Source organism: Buttiauxella sp. AC142 (assembly GCF_979253435.1).
Genome location: NZ_CEEDCH010000001.1, coordinates 1,087,693 through 1,111,143 on the forward strand (window position 1 = coordinate 1,087,693; position 23,451 = coordinate 1,111,143).

23 protein-coding genes are annotated in these 23,451 nt (G+C 49.9%); 11 read left to right on the top strand and 12 right to left on the bottom strand.

Translation table 11 applies throughout. From position 1 onward, the window contains the following. Positions 1-6: 6 nt before the first annotated feature. Genes citE through citC form a run of 3 tightly spaced genes read right to left on the bottom strand, consistent with a single transcriptional unit; the run spans position 7 to position 2,281 of the window. On the bottom strand, positions 7-915 hold the full coding sequence (citE, locus tag AC0IWZ_RS04920; protein WP_156104858.1) for a citrate (pro-3S)-lyase subunit beta: 909 nt from the start codon (positions 913-915) through the stop codon (positions 7-9). Beyond that, positions 912-1,208: a citrate lyase acyl carrier protein gene (gene citD, locus AC0IWZ_RS04925; RefSeq protein ID WP_471677978.1), complete on the bottom strand. Its 297-nt coding sequence runs from the start codon at positions 1,206-1,208 to the stop codon at positions 912-914. The genes citE and citD overlap by 4 nt, the downstream gene beginning before the upstream one ends. Continuing rightward, entirely contained in the window at positions 1,205-2,281 is a 1,077-nt protein-coding gene (gene citC, locus AC0IWZ_RS04930; protein ID WP_034493959.1) for a [citrate (pro-3S)-lyase] ligase, read from the bottom strand. Before citC ends, citD begins: the two co-directional genes overlap by 4 nt. Positions 2,282-2,662: 381 nt before the next feature. On the opposite strand from citC, the gene dpiB reads away from it, so the two are divergent. Together dpiB and dpiA are read left to right on the top strand one after the other, a co-directional pair. After that, positions 2,663-4,324: a sensor histidine kinase DpiB gene (gene dpiB / locus AC0IWZ_RS04935; RefSeq protein WP_471677976.1), complete on the top strand. Its 1,662-nt coding sequence runs from the start codon at positions 2,663-2,665 to the stop codon at positions 4,322-4,324. Beyond that, positions 4,293-4,973: a two-component response regulator DpiA gene (gene dpiA / locus AC0IWZ_RS04940; RefSeq protein ID WP_115630196.1), complete on the top strand. Its 681-nt coding sequence runs from the start codon at positions 4,293-4,295 to the stop codon at positions 4,971-4,973. Before dpiB ends, dpiA begins: the two co-directional genes overlap by 32 nt. Positions 4,974-4,991: 18 nt before the next feature. Here the strand turns inward: dpiA and dcuC are convergent, their stop codons facing one another. Further along, on the bottom strand, positions 4,992-6,374 hold the full coding sequence (gene dcuC / locus AC0IWZ_RS04945) for an anaerobic C4-dicarboxylate transporter DcuC (RefSeq protein WP_471677974.1): 1,383 nt from the start codon (positions 6,372-6,374) through the stop codon (positions 4,992-4,994). Positions 6,375-6,817: 443 nt separating this feature from the next. On the opposite strand from dcuC, the gene AC0IWZ_RS04950 reads away from it, so the two are divergent. The 7 genes from AC0IWZ_RS04950 to cspE all read left to right on the top strand — a co-directional run bounded on the left by AC0IWZ_RS04950 (position 6,818) and on the right by cspE (position 14,581). Continuing rightward, positions 6,818-7,171, top strand: coding sequence for a hypothetical protein (locus AC0IWZ_RS04950; RefSeq protein ID WP_471677972.1), 354 nt, complete (start codon positions 6,818-6,820; stop codon positions 7,169-7,171). A 66-nt stretch (positions 7,172-7,237) separates the two neighbouring features. Beyond that, complete coding sequence (locus AC0IWZ_RS04955; RefSeq protein ID WP_051873642.1) at positions 7,238-7,585, top strand: copper-binding protein; 348 nt, start codon at positions 7,238-7,240, stop codon at positions 7,583-7,585. Positions 7,586-7,596: 11 nt separating this feature from the next. After that, positions 7,597-8,853, top strand: coding sequence for a TolC family protein (locus AC0IWZ_RS04960; RefSeq protein ID WP_034493968.1), 1,257 nt, complete (start codon positions 7,597-7,599; stop codon positions 8,851-8,853). Further along, on the top strand, positions 8,853-10,307 hold the full coding sequence (locus AC0IWZ_RS04965; RefSeq protein WP_471677970.1) for an efflux RND transporter periplasmic adaptor subunit: 1,455 nt from the start codon (positions 8,853-8,855) through the stop codon (positions 10,305-10,307). The genes AC0IWZ_RS04960 and AC0IWZ_RS04965 overlap by 1 nt, the downstream gene beginning before the upstream one ends. Continuing rightward, positions 10,304-13,423: an efflux RND transporter permease subunit gene (locus AC0IWZ_RS04970; protein ID WP_471677968.1), complete on the top strand. Its 3,120-nt coding sequence runs from the start codon at positions 10,304-10,306 to the stop codon at positions 13,421-13,423. The genes AC0IWZ_RS04965 and AC0IWZ_RS04970 overlap by 4 nt, the downstream gene beginning before the upstream one ends. A gap of 190 nt (positions 13,424-13,613) precedes the next feature. Further along, entirely contained in the window at positions 13,614-14,171 is a 558-nt protein-coding gene (gene pagP / locus AC0IWZ_RS04975) for a lipid IV(A) palmitoyltransferase PagP (RefSeq protein WP_281629741.1), read from the top strand. A gap of 200 nt (positions 14,172-14,371) precedes the next feature. Next, positions 14,372-14,581, top strand: coding sequence for a transcription antiterminator/RNA stability regulator CspE (gene cspE, locus AC0IWZ_RS04980; protein ID WP_004100146.1), 210 nt, complete (start codon positions 14,372-14,374; stop codon positions 14,579-14,581). Between the two features lie 212 nt (positions 14,582-14,793). On the opposite strand, the gene crcB is transcribed toward cspE, so the two are convergent. Continuing rightward, positions 14,794-15,177 carry a fluoride efflux transporter CrcB gene (crcB, locus tag AC0IWZ_RS04985; RefSeq protein WP_471677966.1) on the bottom strand — a complete coding sequence of 128 codons (384 nt, stop codon included), beginning with the start codon at positions 15,175-15,177 and terminating at the stop codon, positions 14,794-14,796. Positions 15,178-15,280: 103 nt separating this feature from the next. Here crcB and AC0IWZ_RS04990 point away from each other — a divergent pair, with 103 nt between their 5' ends. Both AC0IWZ_RS04990 and tatE read left to right on the top strand, forming a co-directional pair. Continuing rightward, a complete protein-coding gene (locus AC0IWZ_RS04990) occupies positions 15,281-16,069 on the top strand; it encodes a deaminated glutathione amidase (RefSeq protein WP_471677964.1) in 789 nt (262 codons plus the stop codon). 127 nt (positions 16,070-16,196) lie between these two features. Next, positions 16,197-16,400 (top strand): twin-arginine translocase subunit TatE, encoded by a 204-nt coding sequence (gene tatE / locus AC0IWZ_RS04995; RefSeq protein WP_034493977.1) that lies wholly within the window; start codon positions 16,197-16,199, stop codon positions 16,398-16,400. A 97-nt stretch (positions 16,401-16,497) separates the two neighbouring features. Here tatE and lipA read toward each other — a convergent pair whose 3' ends face one another. The 7 genes from lipA to mrdB form a co-directional block, all read right to left on the bottom strand. Next, positions 16,498-17,463, bottom strand: coding sequence for a lipoyl synthase (lipA, locus tag AC0IWZ_RS05000; RefSeq protein WP_034493979.1), 966 nt, complete (start codon positions 17,461-17,463; stop codon positions 16,498-16,500). A gap of 223 nt (positions 17,464-17,686) precedes the next feature. Further along, positions 17,687-18,610 carry a YbeF family transcriptional regulator gene (locus AC0IWZ_RS05005; protein ID WP_034493981.1) on the bottom strand — a complete coding sequence of 308 codons (924 nt, stop codon included), beginning with the start codon at positions 18,608-18,610 and terminating at the stop codon, positions 17,687-17,689. Positions 18,611-18,786: 176 nt separating this feature from the next. Continuing rightward, positions 18,787-19,428, bottom strand: a complete 642-nt coding sequence (lipB, locus tag AC0IWZ_RS05010) for a lipoyl(octanoyl) transferase LipB (protein ID WP_471677962.1) — start codon at positions 19,426-19,428, stop codon at positions 18,787-18,789. Positions 19,429-19,503: 75 nt separating this feature from the next. Next, entirely contained in the window at positions 19,504-19,767 is a 264-nt protein-coding gene (gene ybeD, locus AC0IWZ_RS05015) for a DUF493 family protein YbeD (RefSeq protein WP_034493985.1), read from the bottom strand. A gap of 106 nt (positions 19,768-19,873) precedes the next feature. Then, positions 19,874-21,085 carry a D-alanyl-D-alanine carboxypeptidase DacA gene (dacA, locus tag AC0IWZ_RS05020; RefSeq protein ID WP_034493987.1) on the bottom strand — a complete coding sequence of 404 codons (1,212 nt, stop codon included), beginning with the start codon at positions 21,083-21,085 and terminating at the stop codon, positions 19,874-19,876. 143 nt (positions 21,086-21,228) lie between these two features. Then, positions 21,229-22,320: an endolytic peptidoglycan transglycosylase RlpA gene (gene rlpA, locus AC0IWZ_RS05025; protein WP_471677960.1), complete on the bottom strand. Its 1,092-nt coding sequence runs from the start codon at positions 22,318-22,320 to the stop codon at positions 21,229-21,231. Positions 22,321-22,336: 16 nt separating this feature from the next. Further along, positions 22,337-23,449 (bottom strand): peptidoglycan glycosyltransferase MrdB, encoded by a 1,113-nt coding sequence (gene mrdB, locus AC0IWZ_RS05030; RefSeq protein ID WP_034493991.1) that lies wholly within the window; start codon positions 23,447-23,449, stop codon positions 22,337-22,339. Positions 23,450-23,451 lie beyond the last annotated feature (2 nt).

The following is a 23,451-nucleotide window of genomic DNA, read 5'->3' on the forward strand; positions in this document are numbered from 1 at the left end:
GATTCCTTATTCTTCACGAAGGCCAGAAAGCGCTGCCCGGGCGAGTACCAGACGCGCCCGTTCGATTACCGGGCTGTCTACCATTTTGCCGTTGAGCGAAACCACGCCGCGCCCTTCGCGAGCTGAGGCTTCGGCGGCTTCCACGACGCGTTGTGCATGGTCAACTTCTTTGCGAGTCGGGGCATAAAGGTTGTGCAGTAGCTCAATCTGGCGCGGGTTGATCAGTGATTTGCCGTCAAATCCCAACTGTTTGATGTGGGCCGCTTCATGTAAAAATCCGGCTTCGTTATTGGCATCGGAATAGACGGTATCGAACGCCTGAATCCCTGCTGCGCGCGCCGCCTGAAGGATTGAACAGCGAGCGAACAGCAGTTCAACGCCCTCAGGTGAACGTTCGGTGCGCAGGTTGCGCACATAGTCTTCTGCGCCTAACGCAATACCGATAAGCCGGGGCGAGGAATGGGCAATGGCCACCGCCTGCGTAATGCCCTGTGCGGATTCAATTGCCGCCAGCAGACCTGTGCTACCGGCTTCGCGACCGCACTGGGTTTCAATGCGCGCAATTTCAGTTTCGATGTCGATAACATCCTGAGCAGAGTCGGTTTTCGGCAGACGAACAATATCGGCACCACCGCGCACGACCGCTTCCAGGTCAGCCAGACCGTATTCAGAGTCCAGCGCGTTAACGCGTACGATGGTTTCGATTTCCTGATACAGCGGGTGCTGTAGGGCGTGGTAGACGAGACGGCGCGCTGCGTCTTTCTCGCGCAAAATCACCGAGTCTTCGAGATCAAACATCAGCGCGTCGGCGCGGTAGATAAAGGCGTTGCTGACCATGGCAGCATTCGCGCCGGGGACGAACAACATGCTGCGGCGGGTGCGGGTTTTCCGCTGCTGGGCGATAGGGGCAATCACTGGCATTCCTCCCACGGCAGAGCACCAACGTCGCTGGCACGAACCAGTAACGTTTCAAGACGTGCGCGAAGAATGCAGTCCAGCGCGCCTTTATCATCCACGTTCAGTTGAACGCCACGCACGTCATAGCGCGTGAGAATTTCCATCAGCGTGGCGCGGAGCGTGGCGCCAAACTGCTTTTCAACGCTGCTGTTGATTTGCAGGTCAATTTCCTGGGTATCGAGCGGGATAATGCGAATCATCACATCTCCCGACTCAAGCGTGCCGGCGACGGCGGGGCGGGTAATTTTCATTTTTCACCTGTTTGTAATGCGGGTTCCGGTTGCCTGTCAGCGGCGCTTTCTGATCGCGTGGCAAGCAGGTTTTGCAAATATTCTCGGGTCGCTTCCGGGACGAGGTGCTCAATGGCTGCGAAATCTTTTTTCACCAGCAATTGCCGCACGAGGGAGGCGGAAATGGATACGCCGCGATAGCGCAGGCGCTCAATTTCCACCAGTTCAATGGGCGGGGAGCTGTCGGCTGGCGAGGTCAGGCGTTGGCACATATCGGCGTTGTATCCGGCGGTGACTTTGCAGAAGGGTTCGGTGCCAACAAATCGGTGCGTGATACCCAATGCGGGAGCGAGGTGTTGGCGGAAAATCTGTAAGTCGATTTCGGTGTAGCAGTGGTTAATCACGCTCTGCTCTTTGATGAAGTAGCAGGGGAAAGTGGCGCGAGAAATCATGTACTCCGAGCCACGATGAACGGTGATTTTGGCGATGTCGGCGGTGCCAGCTCGCACCAGTGCGAGGCGGTCTTCGTAAGGGAAGCGCGAGGTGTCTTCTTTCACCATAAATACATGCAGCCAGTCGCATTGTGCGGCCGCTTTTTGAATCAGATAGCGGTGGCCGAGAGTGAACGGGTTGGCGTTCATCACGATGCAGCCGATTTTATTGCCGTCATGGCGCAGTGTGGTGAGGTAACTGGCGTAACGTTGCAGGCGCGTGGCGCTATTTTCCATCAGCACCATGACGCCAGGCACGCTGGCGAGAGTATAAAAGCCGCACTGTTTAAATAGCGCTTCGTTGTGACTTTTGGTGTAGATGAAAAGATGGGTACTTTGTCGCTCAAAGGCTAAATTGATTAATTCAGTTGCGAGCGTCAGGGCTAAACCTTCACCGCGTGCAGATTCACTGATGGCGACACACTTAATGATATTTCCGGCAATTCCCCCGCAGGCAATAAGCTGTTCGTCACGGGTTAGGGTAATAAAGATTTCTACCGTGGTATCGATGCTCAGCGAGTTGGCACGGAGAAAACGCGTAATCTCAGCCATCTTTTTATTTTCTGCGCGTTTAACCCGGGCTAATACGGTATTACTGAACATGAAAATCCTTTTGCCACGCGAATAATTGAGTGGGTGGAAATTTGTTGAAATAAATGTGTTGCCGATTGTCGCAAATGAATAACATTTTGTTTTCAATCATTCCCATCGCGACATTGTTAAGGCTGCTGTGCGAATTTAACGATCGTACGGATAAATTGATTTTTTAATTTTGATATATTTCACAAAGGGTTAAGTGGTTTAAATAGACTTAATGGTTTTTATTTTCTTAATTATTTTCACTGTGAGTTGAGTAGCGGTTTTTATTTGTTTAATTGATTTAATGTACGGAATCTGTAACGATTTGAGCCGTTTTGATGGGCGCGTTTGAAAACAAATTGGTTACATTCGCCTGCTATTTAAGGTGCTAATAAAGGAATGGCAATGTTTGGCAAAACCCCCGCGAAAGAGTTTCGATTTCTACGTCACATTGCCTTTCCGCTACGCATTTTTTTATTACTCCTCCTGATTTCCCTTCTGTTAATGGCGGCACTTGGCCAGTATTTATCCGCCAGTTTTGAAGATTATCTAACCAACCATGTGCGTGATATGGCGATGCATCAGGCGAAAATTATTGCGTCTAATGACAGCCTGGTTGAGGCGGTAAAAAACAGAGACAGTCAGCGTCTGTCCGAAATTGTCGGCAAGATGGCAACGGGTTCTGATTTTGATTATGTGGTCATTGGCGACCGCAACTCCATCCGGCTTTATCATCCCAATCCTCAACAAATCGGCCGGCCGATGCAGTGGACAAAACCCGGAGCGCTGGAAAAGGGTGAAAGCTACTTTATTACCGGCAAAGGCTCGATTGGCCTGGCGATGCGTGCCAAAACGCCAATTTTTGACGAGCAGGGGAAAGTCATCGGGGTGGTGTCGCTGGGGTATCTGGTCAGCAAAATAGATAGCTGGCGACTTGATTTTCTCCTGCCGCTGGTTGGGGTGTTTGTCCTGATTCTGGTGATTTTGCTGCTGTTGTCGTGGTTTTTTGCCGCCCATATTCGCAGGCAGATGTTAGGCATGGAACCGCAGCAGATTGCTCAGGTGGTTCGCCAGCAGGAGGCGCTATTCGGCTCGGTATTTGAAGGGTTGATCGCCGTCGATCCCGACGGTGTTATCACGGCGATTAATCGCAACGCGCGTAAAATGCTGGGGTTAAGCTCACCGGGCAGACAGTGGCTGGCAAAACCTATCGCCGAAGTGGTGCACCCTGCATCCTTTTTCACGGAACACATCGAACAAGAACGGCGGGATGTGCTGTGTACTTTTAACGGTTTGAATGTGATTGCCAATCGCGGGGTGATTTGGTCTGGCGAAGAACTGTTAGGCGCGATTATCAGCTTTCGCAGTAAAGATGAAATCAGCGCACTCAATGCGCAATTGACGCAGGTTAAACAATACGTTGATAGCTTGCGCGCCCTAAGGCACGAACACCTGAACTGGATGTCTACGCTCAGTGGTCTGCTGCAAATGAAAGAGTACGACCAGGTGCTGGCGATGGTGAAAGGCGAGTCGCAGGCACAGCAGGAATTAATTGATTTCCTGCGCGGTTCCTTTGATGACCGACAGGTCGCGGGGCTGCTGTTCGGTAAGTGGCAGCGTGCCAGGGAGTTGGGACTGATCCTCAACATTACCCCAGGCAGCCAGCTTCGCCATTTGCCGGAAGGGCTGGACAGCACCGAGTTTGCCGCCGTAGTGGGTAATCTGCTGGATAACGCTTTTGAAGCCTGCCTGAATTATCCCGAGAGTGATAAGGGCATTGAGCTTTGGTTAAGTGATGAAGGCAATGAAGTGATTATTGAGGTGGCTGACAGCGGTTGCGGGGTGCCTGAAGCCTTGCGCGAAGTGATTTTTGACCAGGGCGTCAGCACCAAAACTGATGCGCCCGGAGAACACGGCATCGGGCTGTATCTTATTGCCAGCTATGTGGAGCGGTGCGGCGGTATTATTACGATTGAAGATAATGAACCGTCCGGCTCTTTATTTACTGTTTTTATTCCGAAAGTGAAGATCATTTATGGCTCAAGCTCTAACGATTCTGATTGTTGAAGATGAAACTCCACTGGCAGAAATGCATGCCGAGTTTATTCGTCGATTCCACGGTTGTGGGCAGGTGTGGCTTGCGGGGAATTTAGCGCAGGCACGAATGATGATTGAGCGTTTTAAACCTGCACTGATTCTGCTGGATAATTATTTACCCGATGGCAAAGGCATCACGCTTTTGCACGAGCTGACCCAGGCGCGTTTTGCTGGTGGCGTGGTGTTTACTACGGCTGCAAGCGATATGGAAACTGTCGCGGAGGCGGTGCGTGGGGGTGTCTTTGATTATCTGGTGAAGCCGATTGCTTATGAGCGCCTGAGCCAAACGCTCGAACGTTATCAGCAGCGAATGCAATTGCTCGTCAGCCATGCGAGCGCCAGCCAGCGGCAGATTGACGACATGTTTAATGCTTATGCGCGTGGCGAGCGCAAAGAGGAATTGCCCGCGGGTATTGATGCGTTAACTCTGGCCAAAGTGCAGCTGTTATTTGCTGACCCGGATGCGCGGCATACCGCAGAAACCGTGGCCCAGGAGTTGAAACTGAGTCGTACTACGGCGAGACGTTATCTTGAGTTTGCCGCAGGGAGACAGCAGATTATGGCGGAGATTGTTTATGGAAAAGTAGGACGCCCACAGCGCACATATAGATCGCTGTGAGCGGGTATGCGAACGGGTTTAACCGGCAACAACTGCCGCGGCAGAAGGCACCAGGATTTCGGTGGCAATAATCACCACAATCAGCCCGACAGCAACCGGCACTGACGTGCGTTTCACGACTTCAAATGGTGAGATTTTTGCCATACCTGCCACCGCGACGACCACACCGGATACCGGAGAAATGGTACGGCCAAGGTTTGAGGCTTGCAGCATGGGAATCGCCAGATACGCCGGGTTAATGCCCGAGGAATGAGCCAGTTTCGGGATCATCTCCACAAAGGCATAGAACGGCGCGTTACCGGAACCGGTGGTCATTGCAGCCAGCATGGTCAGCACGACCAGCACCAGCATCAGAATGATGCTTGCGGAACCGAACGACGTCGCAATGGAAATCAGGCTCTGGATAAAGCCAATGGTGCTCAGTCCTTGTGCGAATACGCCTGCGGCAACCAACAGCATGACCACGTTAGCAAAGGCATCAGCCATGCCGCGGTAGCAGACTTCCAGACCGGAGAAGACGGTTTGTGCTTTGAAACTACGGAAGAACTCAATGACCGCAGCAATCAGAATACAGATAACCAAAATGGCGATGATATGCAGCTGCGGACCCCATTTACCGTCGAAAATCAGCACGCCAATAATGGGTGTAAACGGCAGAATGGCATAGAAAGACGGTGCGGTAGTCTGGATTTCGCTGACATCGAGCATTTCATGGCTGACGTTTTCTTTTTTATCCAGGTAACGTTGCCAGAAGAAGTGGGCAATCGCCATGGCAATAATGGCAGCGATAGAAATTGGCACGGTGGTTTTAAAGGCAAAATCAACCAATGACATTTCCGCAGCTTTCGCGGCTAACACCACGTCACCTGAAGTTGGGGAGAGGATGATTGCAGCAGGGGAGGCGCAAATTGCAGCCGCCGCACCACGGCTAATACCCACGTTGACCATGACCGGGAACAGGGTCGCCATCAACAACACGCCCAGGCCAGTCGCTGAGGAAACTGCCAGAGACATCAGACACGCCACAAAATAGGCGGCAATCATCAGAATGTACGGTGAGTTAATTAACTTCAGTGGCTTAGAGGCAAGCTTAACCACCATATCGTTAGCGCCGATGTGCGTCATGTACGATGCGAAACCGCAAAGCATCATGATCATCATGCCGAGATCGCCACCACGGCTCATCAGCAGGATTTTGACATATTCGACGATGTCAGTTGCGGTATAGCCGGTGCTTTCAGCGCTGGCAGGTAAAACTTTGTGGCCCATCAAGGCACTAATAATCAGTAACGTTAAGCCGCCGACGAATAACACGCCGGTAGCGGAGTAGCCTTTGATGATGTAGCGAGCTACACCAACAATAACCACAACCCCAATAAGTAATTCAATAGTTGTCAGCATTAAAGCCCCCTGTTGCGTTCAGGTATCTCAACGCAACGCCATGCCAGAAATAAAATAATAAGACGCTTTGCAGTCGTCAGCGAAAACGGTGCCAATCTGCCTGAATCATTGGCGCAGATTTCTGATGAGCATCAAATTTAGTCAGCTTCGTACTGCCGTCATGACACTTTTGTCGACAGCATTGCAATTATGACATTTACTTATTGATTAGCGGTATATATTTATATCGCTTATTGCTTTGTTAATAATCATTTGGAGGGTGTTTAATTAAGATTATATTACGTAATTGTTAATTATTTAGCTAAATGTAAAACAACTAAAAATCCCTTTAAATTAAAAAGCTATGATGCTTATACTGCCGCCTCGCATATTTCAGGGGCAATACCTTGCAATCCACGTTCTGGTCGACAAGCCGTTTACGCTTTTTCAGGAAGCATCTTTTGATGCTGCTGTTTGCGTTTGGCTGGCTGTTTGTCAACAGCCAGGTCGCGGTGGCATCGCACGACTGCCCGGTAGAAATTAGCGCGTCCTCACTTTCTGTTCAGCATAGCGAACATATGCTGATGGAAAACCAGTGGGATAGGGTGAAAGCAAAAGGAACACTGTGTGATAAGCACTGCATTCCGGACGTGATGCAAAAAGATAATGGCTATAGTTCGTTGGTCGCATTGCCGGTCACTGACACTCTGGCCTTAGTCATCCCTGAATGTCAGGAAGTGGTCACTTCCGTTGCGCTGTTAACCCCACCTGCAACCGGCCCTCCCGCCACAATACGGTTTTGTCGTTTTAGAGAATAACTCCAGCACTGTCTTGGTTCATCCCTTACGGATTTCATCCTTTGACTTTGGTTCTGGAGATTTTTTATGTCTGCTATTTTTGCACGTTCCTTTGCAGCCGCTGCGCTGTCCGTTTTTGCTTTCTTTTCTGTGGCTCACGCCGCTTCCCACGAGATGTCTCATGAGATGTCGATGACTCCGGCTGGGGCCGCCGAAATTTATCACGGTCACGGTGTCATAAAGAAAGTGACCGCCGATTCCATTTCTATCGCCCACAAACCTATCGCTGCTCTTAACTGGCCCGCAATGACGATGACCTTCAGCCTGCCTGATGCGGGTTCATTGCCGACGGTGAAAGCAGGTGACACGGTTGATTTCACCTTTAGCCAGCAGGCTGAAGGGTACCAACTCGCCTCCGTTACGCCGACTAAGTAACCGAGGCCGCCATGAAACAACATTCCCTGAGCTTATGGCTCGGCGGGGTGCTGGTTGCTGCGTCTGTCTCTGCCGCTCATGCGGCAGAGTTCAGCCTGCAACAGACCCTGGCCGCGGCCGTTCACTATTCCGCAGAACTTTCTGCTAACCGTAATCAGAGTAATGCCCTGAATGCGATGGCGGATTCTGCTCGCCAGTTACCCGACCCAAAACTGAAATTTGGCATTGAAAACGTCCCGGTACAGGGCAGCAACAGCCACCGTTTTACCCGAGAAGGCATGACCATGCAGCGTATCGGTATCATGCAAGATTACGTCAGCGAGGATAAACGCGACCGCAAAGCAGAAACGATTCTGGCTCAGTCAGCCAGCAGTGTCGCAAAAGCTGAGGTGATTCGCGCGACGCTGCAAAGATCGGCCGCCCAGGCGTGGCTGGATTTAGCGTTGTCACAAAAGGTCCTGACGGCTGCACAAAAACTGGTCGCAGAAACCGAGCGCCAGATTGGCGTGCAAAAAGCCACGGTGGCCAGCGGCAGTTCACCGGCATCCAGCGTCATGGATATTCGTATGACGCTTTTAGGCATGCAGGACAAAGTCACCCTCGCACAGCGTGATGTGACGCTGGCTCAGACTCGTTTACTGCAATTAACCGGCGAACAAATTGATAACGCACGTGGCTCGTTACCCCGTTATCAGCGCCTGCCTGCGGACCCTGCTGTTCTTGAGCAAAGCGTCGGGCTGCATCCTGAAGTGATTGAAGCAGCGCGCGAGGCTGATGTTGCCAAAGCGCGTTCGGCTCAGTCTGCGGTAGCCGCGAAGCCGAATGTTGGCGTTGAGGTGTACTACGCTCATCGCGCTGATGATTACGACGACATGGCGGGCGTGATGTTTACCGTTGATTTACCGATGTTTAAATCTCAACGCCAGGACAAAGATCTGGCGGCTGATATGTCGCGATCAATGGAGGCTAACGATCAATTGGCTTTAGCGAAACGCGAGCGCGTGGCTCTGGTTCGTACGCTGGTGGCGCAATATCAGGCCGCTCAAACCCTCTGGCAGCGCCAGCAAGAAGAAATTCTACCTCTGCAACGCCAGCGCCTTTCACTGATTGAAGCGCAATACCGCTCCGGGCAATCCACGCTTTCCGATTTGCTCAATGCCCGCCGCACGCTACTTGATACCGAACTGACCGCGAATAGCGCGGAGAAATCCGTGGCTGAAACCTGGGCCGCTATTCGCTATCTGACGCCACAGGATGAAAACCAATAATGAAAACAATAACGAAGCTCTCTTTAGTCGCACTCGCCATTGCGGGCGCACTCGGCGCGGGGTATTACGCGGGCAAGCAAAGCCACGGCACCCTCGCTCCAGCGGCTCAATCTGAACGGAAAGTTCTCTATTGGTATGACCCGATGACGCCCGGTCAGCGTTTTGATAAACCCGGAAAATCACCGTTTATGGATATGGACCTTGTGCCGCGTTACGCGGATGAAGCCACGGAAGAAGGCGGGGTGACAGTAAGCGCTCGCCAACAGCAGAATCTGGGTATTAAAACGGCGCAGGTTGAGAAGAAAGTGCTGGATTATCAGTTTGATGCATTTGCTACGGTTTCAACAGACGAACGCAGCGTGCAGATAATCCCGGCCAGTGCTAATGGCGTGGTTGAGAAGCTGTTTGTCAATGCGCCACAGCAATTCGTTAAGGCGGGTGAGCCGTTGGCTCAATTATGGATACCAGAGTGGACGGCGGCTCAACAGGAGTATCTGGCCGTGCTCCAGTTGGGCGACAGCGCGTTAACGTCTGCCGCGCGTGAACGCCTGCAACTCCAGTTTATGCCTGCGGAGATTATTCGTCTGGTGGAGAAAACGGGAAAGCCGCAGACGCGTGTCACCGTGCGGGCAAAACAGGCGGGTTATATCAATAAGCTGGATACGCGAGAAGGCGCGCAAGTTGCGGCTACTGCGCCGCTATTTGAAATTGCCAGCCTCAAGTCGGTGTGGATTGTGATTGATTACCCACAAACTCAGGCACAGGTGCTGCAAGTGGGAAGCGAAATTCAGGCTTCATCGGATAGCTGGCCGGGAGAGACTTTCCACGGGCGTGTGAGTGAGTTGCTCCCCAATATGGAAACCACTACACGCACGCTGAAAGCGCGCATTGTGTTGGAAAATTCGCAAATGAAACTCAAGCCGGGCATGTACCTCAATGTCACGCTGGCGAACTCGCCTGTCCTGCCGCCGGTGTTGGCGATTCCTGAAGAAGCACTGATTGAAACCGGAAGTGCCAGCCGGGTATTAGTGACACAGAATGACGGCCATTTTAACCCGGTTAACGTGGTGGTGGGTACGGCTCAAAATGGCTGGGTGGAGATTAAACAGGGGCTGAAAGAGGGCGACAAAGTTGTGACTTCTGGGCAGTTCCTGATTGATTCCGAAGCCAGCTTGCGCAGTGCTTTACCAGAGGAAAAAGCGGCATCCTCTACCGCGCAGGAATACGAGGGAGAGGCTGTGGTGAAAGGGATCGCTGATGACGCAATCACGCTTTCGCATAAGCCTATTCCAGCGCTCAAATGGAGTGCAATGACGATGGATTTTGCGTTGAAATCCGCAACGGATGCTAAGGGCATTAAAGTCGGCGATAACGTGATGTTTAGTTTCACCATGGATGACGAAAATGGTGCAGTTATCACTCATCTGATGCCAATGGCGGGGGCGATGAAATGATTGCTACCGTGATTCGTTGGTCACTCAAAAACCGGCTGCTGGTTTTACTGGCGGCAATCATGATGGCGGCGTGGGGGATTTGGTCACTGCAACGCGCGACGCTTGATGCGCTGCCTGATCTCTCTGATGTGCAGGTGATTATTCGTATCAACTACCCAGGTAAAGCGCCGCAAGTCGTTGAAGATCAGGTTACTTATCCACTCACCACCACCATGCTTTCAGTCCCCGGGGCTAAAACGGTACGTGGCTTTTCGATGTTTGGAGATTCGTATGTTTACATTTTATTTGAAGATGGCACCGACCCTTACTGGGCGCGTTCACGGGTGCTCGAATATTTAAGCCAGGTGCAATCGCAGCTTCCCGCAGAGGCCAAAGCGTCGTTGGGACCAGATGCCACGGGCGTTGGCTGGGTGTATGAATACGCGCTGGTGGACCGAAGCGGGAAACACAGTTTGGCAGATTTACGGGCGCTGCAAGATTGGACGCTTAAGTTCGAGCTAAAAACGGTTCCGAACGTGTCGGAGGTCGCAAGTGTTGGCGGCATGGTGCGGCAATACCAGATAGTGCTCGACCCACAACGGATGCGGGCGCTGAATATCACGCATCAACAGGTGATAGATGCGGTGCAAAGTGCCAACCAGGAAGGGGGCGGTTCGGTCATCGAAATGGGCGAAGCTGAATACATGGTTCGCACCGCAGGATATTTAAAAAACCTCAATGACTTCAAACAAGTCGTTATTACCACACGTGAAGGCATCCCTGTGTTACTGAGCGATGTGGCCACGTTGCGTATGGGGCCGGAAATACGCCGGGGTGTAGCTGAGTTTAACGGTGAAGGTGAAGTCGCTGGCGGCATTATTGTCATGCGCTATGGCAAAAATGCGCTGGATACCATCAATGCGGTAAAAGCCAAACTTCAGAAAATCCAGAAAAGTTTGCCCACGGGTGTCGAAATTGTTCCGGTCTACGACCGCTCGCATCTGATTGAAAACGCAATTGAAACGCTTTCCCATAAGCTTCTGGAAGAGTTTATCGTGGTAGCGATTATTTGTGCCTTGTTCTTATTCCACTTCCGCTCAGCGCTGGTGGCGATGATAACGTTGCCGCTGGGCATATTGGGTGCATTTATTGTCATGCATTACCAGGGCGTGAATGCCAACATCATGTCGCTGGGGGGGATCGCGATTGCCATAGGCGCAATGGTCGATGCGGCCATCGTGATGATCGAAAACATGCACAAAGTGCTGGAGCAGTGGCGGCACGACAACCCGGATAAACAGCCAACAGGCGCTGATTACTGGCGTCTGTCTGAACAGGCTGCAGTGGAAGTCGGGCCTGCGCTGTTTTGTAGTTTGCTGATTATCACGCTGTCGTTTATTCCGGTGTTTTCCCTTGAGGCGCAGGAAGGGCGAATGTTCTCGCCGCTGGCGTTTACTAAAACCTACGCCATGGCGGTGGCCGCAGGCCTGGGGATCACTCTGGTACCAGTTCTGATGGGCTATTTTATCCGTGGAAAAATCCCGGATGAAAAGGCGAACCCTATTAACCGCTGGCTGATTGCGGCTTATGAACCGCTTCTCGACAAAGTGCTAGTGCGCCCAAAAACTACGTTGGTCATTGCCGGGTTAGTGCTGGTGGCGACGCTATGGCCGCTCAGTCGACTCGGCAGCGAATTTATGCCGCCGCTTGATGAAGGTGATTTGCTGTACATGCCTTCGACATTACCTGGTATCTCTGCCCGTGAAGCCGGACATTTACTGCAACAAACCGACAGGCTCATCAAAACGGTGCCCGAAGTGGCGACGGTTTTTGGTAAAGCAGGGCGGGCAGATACTGCGACCGATCCCGCACCGCTAACGATGATTGAAACGACGATTCGTTTTAAACCGCGTGACCAATGGCGACCAGGAATGACGATGGACAAACTGGTGAGTGAACTCGATAGCGTGGTGAAAGTACCGGGCATCGCCAACGTTTGGGTGCCACCGATCCGTAACCGCCTGGATATGCTGGCAACGGGCATCAAAAGCCCGGTGGGTATCAAAGTTAATGGCAACAATATCGCTGCTATTGAGCAAGTTGCCGAGCAAATCGAACGGGTGGTGAAACAGGTTCCGGGTGTGACTTCCGCGCTTGCGGAAAGATTAGGTGGCGGACGCTATGTGGATATCAATATCGACAGACTGAAAGCGGCTCGTTATGGCGTGTCGGTCAAAGAGTTGCAGTCGTTAGTGGCGACGGTGATTGGCGGGCAAAACATTGGTGAAACAATAGAAGGACGTGAGCGCTATCCCATCAATGTTCGTTACCCTCGAGAAATGCGTGATAACGTCCAAAAACTGAAAAACCTACCTGTTATTACGGCAAATGGCAGCCAGATTGCACTCTCTGAACTGGCCGATATCAGCATTACCGACGGACCGCCAATGCTGAAAAGTGAAAACGCGCGTTTATCTAATTGGGTTTATGTCGACCTGCGCGGGCGAGATTTAAAATCGGCGGTGGAAGATATGCAACGTGCCGTTTCACAACAAGTTAAATTACCGGAAGGTGTTTCATTATCCTGGTCAGGGCAATTTGAATATTTAGAACGAGCGAGCGCTAAATTAAGAATAGTCCTACCATTTACGCTTGTTATTATTTTTGTCTTACTTTACGTGACATTCTCGCGCGTGAGCGATGCATTATTAATAATGGGTACCTTACCATTCTCACTTATCGGCGGAGTCTGGTTGCTTTATTTACTGGGATATAATTTGTCGGTCGCGGGCGCTGTAGGGTTTATTGCTTTGGCGGGAGTCGCCGCTGAATTTGGTGTCATTATGGTGCTTTATTTGAATCAGGCGATTGCACGGCATAAAGCACTGGACCCTTTGGGTGGCAAGCCGATGTTAATGCGGGCATTGCATGAAGGTGCGGTGCTGCGCGTAAGGCCAAAAGTGATGACGGTGGCGACGATCATGGCGGGTTTACTGCCTATCATGTGGGGTGACGGTACTGGTTCTGAAGTGATGCGCCGAATTGCTGCGCCGATGATTGGCGGAATGATCACGGCACCGCTATTGTCGATGCTGGTGATTCCTGCAATGTATGTTTTATTAAAAAGAGATAAATAATAGTAAGTTACCCCACCATCTTTTGATTTTCAGATAATGGCTGGGGTAATGTTTTTATCGGCCATTAATTCGACGAAGTTAAACATCTTTAGGAATTTACTACGCGTTTATTTAACTATTGTTCATATATAATTTGTTAGGTTGTATATTGATTTTTGAAGTGGAAATTAATGTGACTCTAACAAAAAGAATTGTCATTTCCTGTATTGTTTTCTTTTCATCGCTAATGATAATGCCAGTCGCACTGGCTAATCAAAGTAGCGTTTTAGGTGATGCCTGGAATACTTTAACGGATAACGTTTCACAAACGTGGAATGAACCGCAACATTATGATTTATACGTGCCTGCCATCACCTGGCATGCGCGATTTGCCTACGATAAAGAAAAAACCGATCGCTATAACGAGCGCCCGTGGGGGATTGGTTTTGGTCAGGACCGTTGGGACGATAGCGGAAATTGGCACGGTTTGTATCTGATGGTATTTAAAGATTCCTATAACAAATGGGAACCGATTGGCGGCTACGGCTGGGAGAAAATCTGGCGTCCGCTGGCTGATGATAACTTCCGTTTGGGACTCGGCTACACGCTGGGCGCCACCGCGCGCGATAACTGGAATTACATTCCGATCCCAGTGATATTGCCGCTGGCCTCTGTGGGTTATGGCCCGGCGACGTTCCAGATGACCTATATCCCAGGAACCTACAACAACGGTAACGTTTACTTTGCCTGGTTACGCTTCCAATTCTGATGCGCGGTAATGGCTGAAATCATGCACAACATGTATCGCTATTATCTGACTTTCAAAAATAAGGGCTACTGCACAGTTTTTAAAAGAGGTAGCAATTTTTAGCACTTTTTCTCAAATCGGGACTGGACAAAATCCACCACAATTGGTGTACTGATGTCCGACACAGCATTTGTGTCGTTTTTCATGTAAAGGTAATTTAGATGTCTAAGATTAAAGGTAACGTTAAGTGGTTTAACGAGTCAAAAGGCTTTGGCTTCATTACTCCGGAAGATGGTAGCAAAGACGTGTTCGTACACTTCTCTGCAATCCAGAGCAATGGTTTCAAAACCCTGGCTGAAGGTCAGCGCGTTGAGTTTGAAATCACTAACGGTGCCAAAGGCCCATCTGCTGCAAACGTAATGCCTATCTAAGGCTTTACCAGTAGAATATAAAAACCCGCTAAGGCGGGTTTTTTTTGTTTTAAATTCAGGAAAATAGATAAATTTTCACAAAGCACATCACGATCATCGTGCTCATCAGCACAGCCGTCCACCCTGCAACACGTTCTTTCATTATTATGCCCCACGCTAATTTTCAACCAGAGTGGCAGACATAAATTAAGCTAACCTTAACGCGAGGTTAATTATTGGCCGTATGCGAGAGAAACTATCCAAAATGCGAGAGCGGTCATGGTGAGTGAGCCTGCGAGATTTAGCAGTATGTTTAGCGCAGCCCATGCAAGTCGACCATCCTGAAGCAAGAAAACCACTTCTGCGGAGAAGGTCGAAAAGGTGGTCAAACCGCCACAAAAGCCGGTAGTGATTAACAATTTCCAGACGGGATCGAGGTGTGTCATGCGAGTAAACAGCGCCAGACCCAATCCGATAATAAATGCGCCCACCAGGTTTGCGGTCAAAGTTCCAACCGGAAGGGCAGCATGCACAGGGTTAAGTCTCATACTCAAAAGCCAGCGCACAACGCTCCCCGTTCCGCCGCCAATGAATACGGCTAATAGCATTTGCAACACAGTAGTTTCCTGTTCGTTCTTATTAAAGTGTTTGAGTGTAACGTCAGCACGGAAAATTTCACACTGGGTATAATGATTTATTCGCAGCCTGGAGAGAAACCACATGAAAGTTGCAATAGGGCAATTTGCCGTGAGTCACCTTTGGCAGGAAAACGTGCAAACATGTCTTCACTATATGGATGCAGCTCATGCTGACGGGGCAGATTTACTTGTTTTACCTGAGGCGGTACTGGCGCGTGACGATAACGACCCCGATTTGTCGGTGAAATCTGCGCAGGCAGTCCATCATGAGTTTATTCAGCCACTTTGCGAGCAAAGCCGCAATAATCAATTGACGACGATTCTGACTCTGCACGTCAAAACGACAGCAGGGCGGGCTGCAAACACCTTACTGGCGATTCGTAAGGGCGAAGTCATTGCCCGTTATCAGAAACTTCATCTTTATGATGCGTTTAATGTACAGGAATCGCGTCTTGTTGATGCCGGTGATACGTTGCCACCGTTGATTGAAGTTGCAGGATTTAAAGTGGGATTGATGACCTGCTACGATCTGCGTTTTCCAGAGATGGCATTAAACCTGGCGTTGGCGGGGGCGGAGGTTTTAGTCCTACCCGCAGCCTGGTTGCGAGGGCCTAATAAAGAAATGCACTGGTCAACGCTTCTGGCAGCACGCGCGCTCGATACAACATGCTATGTTGTGGCCTCTGGCGAGTGCGGTAATAAGAATATCGGGCACAGCCAAATTGTTGATCCGCTTGGTGTGGTGATGGCGGCAGCCAATCAGCGACCCGCTTTGTTTTATGCTGAACTGGAAAGCCAATATTTAAGTGAAGTACGAGCTATGTTGCCGGTGCTAAAAAATCGGCGTTTTGCTTTACCGCATTTGTTATGAGTGATTTTTAACCTGATCTTGATCCAACTTGTTACAGGTTGCTATTGTATCGCACGAGAAAATGACCGTTAATTGTCTCAGTGTATTATTCGCCGTATTCACGGCACGCATGATTAAGAAGGTTGTTATGGGCGAGATTAGTATTACAAAGTTGTTGGTTGTCGGTGCGCTGATTGTTTTGTTATTTGGCACCAAGAAGTTGCGCACCCTCGGTGGTGATCTTGGCGCGGCAATCAAGGGCTTTAAGAAAGCGATGAATGAAGACGAAGCAGGTGCAAAGTCTGCCACCAATACTGATGCAGTCTCTGATCGTATTACGCATAAAGACTGATCAAAACACAGCTTTCGAACAGATATAAAAAAACCGGCATCTCAAATGCCGGTTTTTTTTGCGAGCTGCAAATTAAAAGTAACGATTTGTTACATCGTTATTTTACTTCCATCCCCTTTGCCTGCAGATCCGCATGGTAAGAAGAGCGAACAAACGGGCCACAAGCTGCGTGAGTGAAGCCCATCGCCAGCGCTTCGGCTTTCATCTCTTCAAACTCGTCAGGGCTGACATAACGCTGAACAGGTAAGTGGTGACGGCTTGGCTGCAAATACTGCCCCAGCGTCAACATGGTGACGCCGTGGCGGCGTAAATCACGCATGACTTCTACGATTTCAGCATTTGTTTCGCCTAAACCGACCATCAAGCCTGATTTAGTCGGGATATCCGGATGCGCTTCTTTAAAACGCTCCAGTAGCTTCAGCGACCAGTTATAGTCAGCGCCAGGACGAACCTTACGATAGATGCGAGGTACGTTTTCCAGGTTGTGGTTGAACACATCTGGCGGCGTAGCGGTCAGAATTTCCAGAGCTTTGTCCATCCGTCCACGGAAATCCGGGACTAATGTTTCAATTTTAATGCTCGGATTTTTTTCACGGATTGCGCTGATGCAATCAGCAAAGTGTTGCGCGCCACCGTCGCGTAAATCATCACGGTCAACAGACGTGATAACCACATAGCGTAACGCCATGTCAGCGATAGTTTGAGCAAGCTTGCCGGGTTCGTTGGCATCGGGTGCGACAGGGCGACCATGAGCAACATCGCAAAACGGGCAGCGACGGGTACAGATTGCGCCAAGGATCATAAAGGTCGCGGTGCCGTGGTTGAAACATTCTGCCAGGTTAGGGCAGGAAGCCTCTTCACACACCGAATGCAGACCATTCTTGCGCATTGCCGCTTTGATACCCTGAATTCGGGTCGAATCAGATGGAAGTTTGATCTTCATCCATTCTGGTTTTCTTAACAGCTCCTGGCGCTCAGTCACCACGTTTTTAACCGGGATCAGAGCCATTTTATCGGCGTCGCGGTACTTGACGCCGCGCTCCATTACAATGGGTTTACTCATATCGTACGTGTTCCAGTTGCTGAAAAAAAATCAGGCTAATCGAATGTTTTATTTATCAACTATTTTTTAATAGCGCGCGCAGTATATCATCACTGGAGGGGATAAATCAGCCTGACTGAGCAGTAAACGGGGAAAGAATTGTAAATGAGTTGTTGGTTTGTGCGCTTTTCTACGTTAACGAACTGAATGTCGACCTCATGCCGGAAGGCGAGAGGTCGATTTCCTATGCTTGCTCAAACTCATCAATGATAGTGTCTATAACTTCCTGCAACACCGCATCACGTGAACTGAGTTTATTGATATGCATGGTAGTCGTGACACTGATTCTGGTAAGCGCTTCACATTCAATCTTCTGAAGCTCGAAGATGTGAGAGTACATTTCATAAATTTTCATTGGCATGAAACCAATGAGGTCACTGGTACTTAACATTGAAGCAATGGTTAAGAAATTATAACTGCTAAAAGTGATGTGACGATTCGGTAAAATTTCGTTAATTAACTGGCGTAAATCTATTAATAGAGCATCCTGCATAATTAAAAAACTGTAATTCATGTTGTGAATATCACCACCTTTAACTATTGACGAAGCAGTAGGGTGATTCTGACGGCAAACCGCCACAATTGAATCGGTATAAAGTTTATAACTGCTAATACCAGAGCTGTGATGGGAATGCGTATCGATGGCTATATCAGCCTGAAATTGTGATAATTGAAGCTCTGTTACAGGGACATTGCGAATGGTTAATTTAGGATTGACTTTCAGAATAGCGGAATAAATTCTCGGCATGAGCAGTGCGCCTACTGACGGGGTGCTCGCGATGGTGATGGTGCGCTCTTTATTGTAGTTATTGTTCACATCTAACGCGCACAGAATCGATTCAAACCCCTGGCTGATGTATTCATGCAAATGAGCCGCGTATGCAGTCGGCGTGACGCCTTGCCCTTTACGGATAAATAATGGGTCAGGAAACGTTGATCTCAGTTTCTGGATAGACTGGCTAATAGCGGAAGGTGTTAAATTTAACACCCTGGCCGCATTAACAATCCCTTTATGGATGTAGACTGCTTCGAAGACGGTCAACAAATTAAGATCGATATTGCGTAATGCTTTGAATGTTGGGTAATTGTCTTCTTGATTTCTTTCCATGATACAAAACTCCATAGCCAGCAAATAACCAGTAAAACTGAATATATATATTCAAAATTTGATGTATATTTATCCGAGTGAAATTATACAAAAGAAGAAATAAAGTAAAGAAATGTTAGCCAGATTAGCATTAAATAACTGCACCTAAAAAGATGCAGTCATCAATAAAATATATATTAAACTTGAATGTATTTGATTGGTGGATTGTTCAATAATTCAATGAATTTATCAATAAGGAGTGGTTGAACATCACTCAGTGAAACCCCCGATCGTAACGAGCTGACTTGCGTCATTTCCAGACCGGCATAGCCGCAAGGATTGATGCGTAAGAATGGACTGAGATCCATATCGATATTCAATGCTAATCCGTGGAATGAGCAACCTTTGCGGATGCGCAAACCGAGCGAGCAAATTTTACGCCCGTCAACATAGACACCGGGGGCATCCGCGCGCGGATAAGCATTGATATTTAATTCCGCCAGAGTGTTAACCACGGTTTGCTCAAGAATAGTCACCAGTTCCCGAACCCCGAGTTTACGGCGCTTGAGGTTGAGCAGCACGTACATCACTTGCTGGCCTGGCCCGTGATAAGTCACCTGGCCGCCTCTGTCGCTCTGAATAACGGGGATATCACCGGGCACCAGAACATGTTCAGCTTTCCCTGCCTGGCCCTGGGTAAATACGCGTTCATGCTCCACTAACCAGATTTCATCTAGAGTGGTTTCATCGCGGGTATCGGTGAATTCATGCATCGCCTGCGAAACAGGTTCGTAGGGTTGCAGGCCAAGTTGGCGGATTTGAATAGTATCTTGAGACAAAACATCGTCTCCGGCAGGTTGAAAAGTGAAGGGAATATATCACATGCCCGACCAGAAGGCCGGGCGTGGTGTGAATTACAGCACCATACGAACGATTTCGATGTTACCCAGTTCTTGATACAGGGTTTCAACTTGCTCGATATGGGTCGCATTAATGGTAATAGAGACAGAATGGTAGTTACCTTTGCTGCTCGGTTTTACCTGAGGGGTGTAGTCACCGGGTGCGTGGCGCTGCACCACCTCGACGACCAAATCAACCAGCTCGGGTTTCGCCAGACCCATCACTTTGTAAGTAAAGGAAGTCGGGAATTCGAGCAATTCTTTCAGATTGGTTTGCATGGTAGCTCCAGCGTTACGGCATTAAAAATAATAACTCCCGCTGAGCGGGAGTTGCTTTGATTCTTAGTATATGGGGATGGCTTCCACTCTTTCAAGTGTTCAATTATTAACCAAACCAATGATGGAACATCAATTTGATATAATCAATGATTCGGCTGAAGAAGTTACCCTCTGGCATTTCCTGAAGCACGACCAGCGGACGCTGTTCAATAGTCTTGCCATCCAGCTGGAAGTTGATGGTGCCGACCACCTGGTTTTTCTGCAATGGAGCGTGCAGTTCAGTGGTGTTAAGCACATAGCTGGCTTTCAAATCTTTCATACGACCACGCGGGATCGTCAGGTAAACGTCTTTATCCACACCCAGCGATGCACGGTCGTTGTCGCCAAACCAGGCTGGCTCTGAAGCAAATTCTTTACCGGCTTTTAGCGGCGATACAGTTTCAAAGAAACGGAAGCCCCAGGTCAGCAGTTTTTTACTTTCGGTTTCGCGGCCTTTATAGGTGCGTCCGCCAAGTACGGCAGAAATCAGGCGCATTTGCCCTTCGGTTGCCGAAGCTACCAGGTTGTAACCCGCAGCGTCGGTATGACCGGTTTTGATGCCGTCAACTTGCAGGCTGGTATCCCACAGCAAGCCGTTACGGTTTGTCTGGCGAATATTGTTAAAGGTAAATTCTTTTTCTTTATAGATAGAGTATTCGTTCGGTACATCACGAATTAATGCCTGACCAATTAAGGCCATATCGCGCGCTGAGCTGTACTGACCTTCAGCATCCAGGCCGTGCACAGTCTGGAAGTGCGTGTTTTTCAGGCCAAGAGCGGAAACATAGCTGTTCATTAGGCCAACGAACGAATCCTGGCTACCCGCTACGAAATCGGCCATTGCCACGCAAGCATCGTTGCCGGATTGCAGGTTGATACCACGAATCAGCTGAGAGACAGGAACTTGCATACCTGGCTTCAGGAACATCAAAGAGGAGCCTTTAAATACCGGATTACCGGTTGCCCATGCATCCTGACCAACAGTCACAATCGAGCTTTCGTTAAATTTACCGGCTTTCATGGCCTGGCCGATGACGTAGCTAGTCATCATTTTGGTCAGGCTGGCAGGATCACGGCGGGTGTCAGCGTTGGACTCAGCCAAAACCTTACCTGAGTTGTAATCAATCAGGATATACGCTTCTGCGTCAATCTGCGGCACACCTGGAATCATAGTTTTGATATTCAGGTCGTCAGCGTGTGCGGCGGTTATTGCCGTAAGGGTCAGGGCCGTAGTAAGCGCCAGGCGTTTAACAAAACGAAAAGAAGGGGCTGTATTCATGATTAGAACAACGACATCCGTGATGGGAATAAAAAAAGTGCCTTACTATAGCAAAAGCGGTTTTTACTGGCATCCGTCTTTGCGCATCATTTGTTAATGAAATTGACATTAACTGACGCAGAGAGGATGCCAGACACAACCGCTTACATAGCGGTTGCGTTAGTGATGAAGGATTGCTGTTGGGCTTCACTCATCAGGCGTTGTTGAAGCGCGCTTGCTTCAGTTTTGCTGGTAAATGGCCCAAGCTGAACACGGTACATCGTCCCATTACTGGAAACCTTGCCCGGTACACCAAATTGCTGGCTCAGTTTTTGCTGCCACTGCGCGGCACGAGCCTGGTCGCTTACGGCTCCAACTTGCACCACATAGCGCCCGGAGGCGGCTGCGGCTGGTGCGGTAACAGGAGCGCTTTGCTGCACAGGAGTTGCGACAACAGCAGGAGTTGGCGCAACTGCTGGAGGGTCATTTTCAATCACGCCCGGAGCCAGTGGCGTTGCTGCACCTAAGAAGCCGCTGCTGCTGACAGGCGCTCCCGTGGTGTCTTCGCTTTGCAAAGTTGAATTGCTAATCGCGCGAACATCACCCTGCGGTGCATCAACGGGGGCGGATGTTGCGCCTCCCATTCCGGTGTTTAAATCCGGACGGGCGGGCAGGGCGTAGGTTTGCTTCGCGATGGTGGTACACACTGTACCAGGCCCGGACATTGTTCCATCCTGCGCCACAATAATCGGGTCGATACGCACTTTGGTGTTGTTGGAATTGTTCAGGCGATCGGCGGCGGCGCGAGACAGTGAAATCACACGGTCATTGCCGTACGGGCCACGGTCGTTGATGCGCACCACAATCATGCGGCCATTCGCGAGGTTTGTGATTCGCGCATAGCTTGGAATAGGCAGCGTAGGGTGCGCCGCGGTTAAAGCATTAGGATCGAATGTTTCGCCAGAGGCCGTCAGGTTGCTACCCGGTTCGGCATCGTAAATCGCAGCAAGACCCGCCTGGCTGAAGTTCGCCGGGTTTTGCACGATTTTGTAGCTCTTACCGTTATTTTCGTAATCCTGGTTAACCGAAGGATTTAACGGTTCAAAGCGCGGGTCTGCGCCGCTTATTTCAACCACCGGGCCATTACACACCGCCGGTTGCGGTTGCTGGTTTACCTGCTGTTGGTCGCCGTCATCAGACGAGCAGCCAGCCAGTATTGCAGCCACTACACAGATCCCTAGCCAACGCTTAACCATTACGCACCTCATCCACTTACACGCTTTTTGATAACATTTTTCTGTGGGTATGTATCGACATGACGATACCAAACCCAGCCATTAGAACGATTAAGGCCGAGCCACCGTAACTTACCAGCGGCAAAGGTACGCCGACCACCGGTAAGATACCACTAACCATGCCAATGTTAACAAACACATATACGAATAAAATCAACATTAGCCCACCAGCCATCACTCGGCCAAATGTGGTTTGCGCACGAGCCGCAATCACCAGGCCACGCATAATCAGCAGCAGATAGAGCGCCAGTAACACCAGAACCCCTACCAGGCCGAGTTCTTCGGCAAGTACCGCAAAGATAAAGTCCGTATGACGTTCGGGTAAAAACTCAAGTTGCGACTGCGTACCATGCAGCCAACCTTTGCCGCGTAAACCACCAGACCCAATCGCAATTTTAGACTGAATAATGTGATAACCCGCACCGAGTGGGTCAGTTTCGGGATCAAGCAGCATCATTACGCGTGCACGTTGGTAATCGTGCATCAGGAAGAACCACAAAATCGGAATGAAGGCGGCGACCAGTAAAACGGCAATACCGATTAGCTTCCAGCTCATACCCGACAAGAACAGCACAAACAGGCCGGATGCAGCGATAAGAATCGACGTACCCAAATCGGGCTGAGCGGCAACCAGCAGAGTCGGCATGAAAATGAGTATCAGCGCGATACCGGTATTTTTCAGCGTTGGAGGACAAACATCGCGGTTGATGAAGCGCGCAACCATCAATGGCACCGCGATTTTGGCGATTTCAGAGGGCTGGAAACGTACGATACCGAGGTCGAGCCAGCGCTGCGCACCTTTGGATATCGCCCCAAACGCATCCACCGCTACCAGTAATATGATGCAAACGATGTACAAATACGGCGCCCAGCCTTCATAAACGCGAGGCGGAATCTGCGCCATTACGATCATCACGACCAGGCCCATCAGGATCTGGCCAATCTTACGCTCCATCATGTCCATATCCTGGCCACTGGCGCTCCAGATAACCAGCGCACTAAAGATAAGCAGCGCCAGGATGGTCACGAGGAAGATTGGGTCGATATGGATTTTGTCCCAAAACGACTTTTTATTTGGATTATCAGTCATGG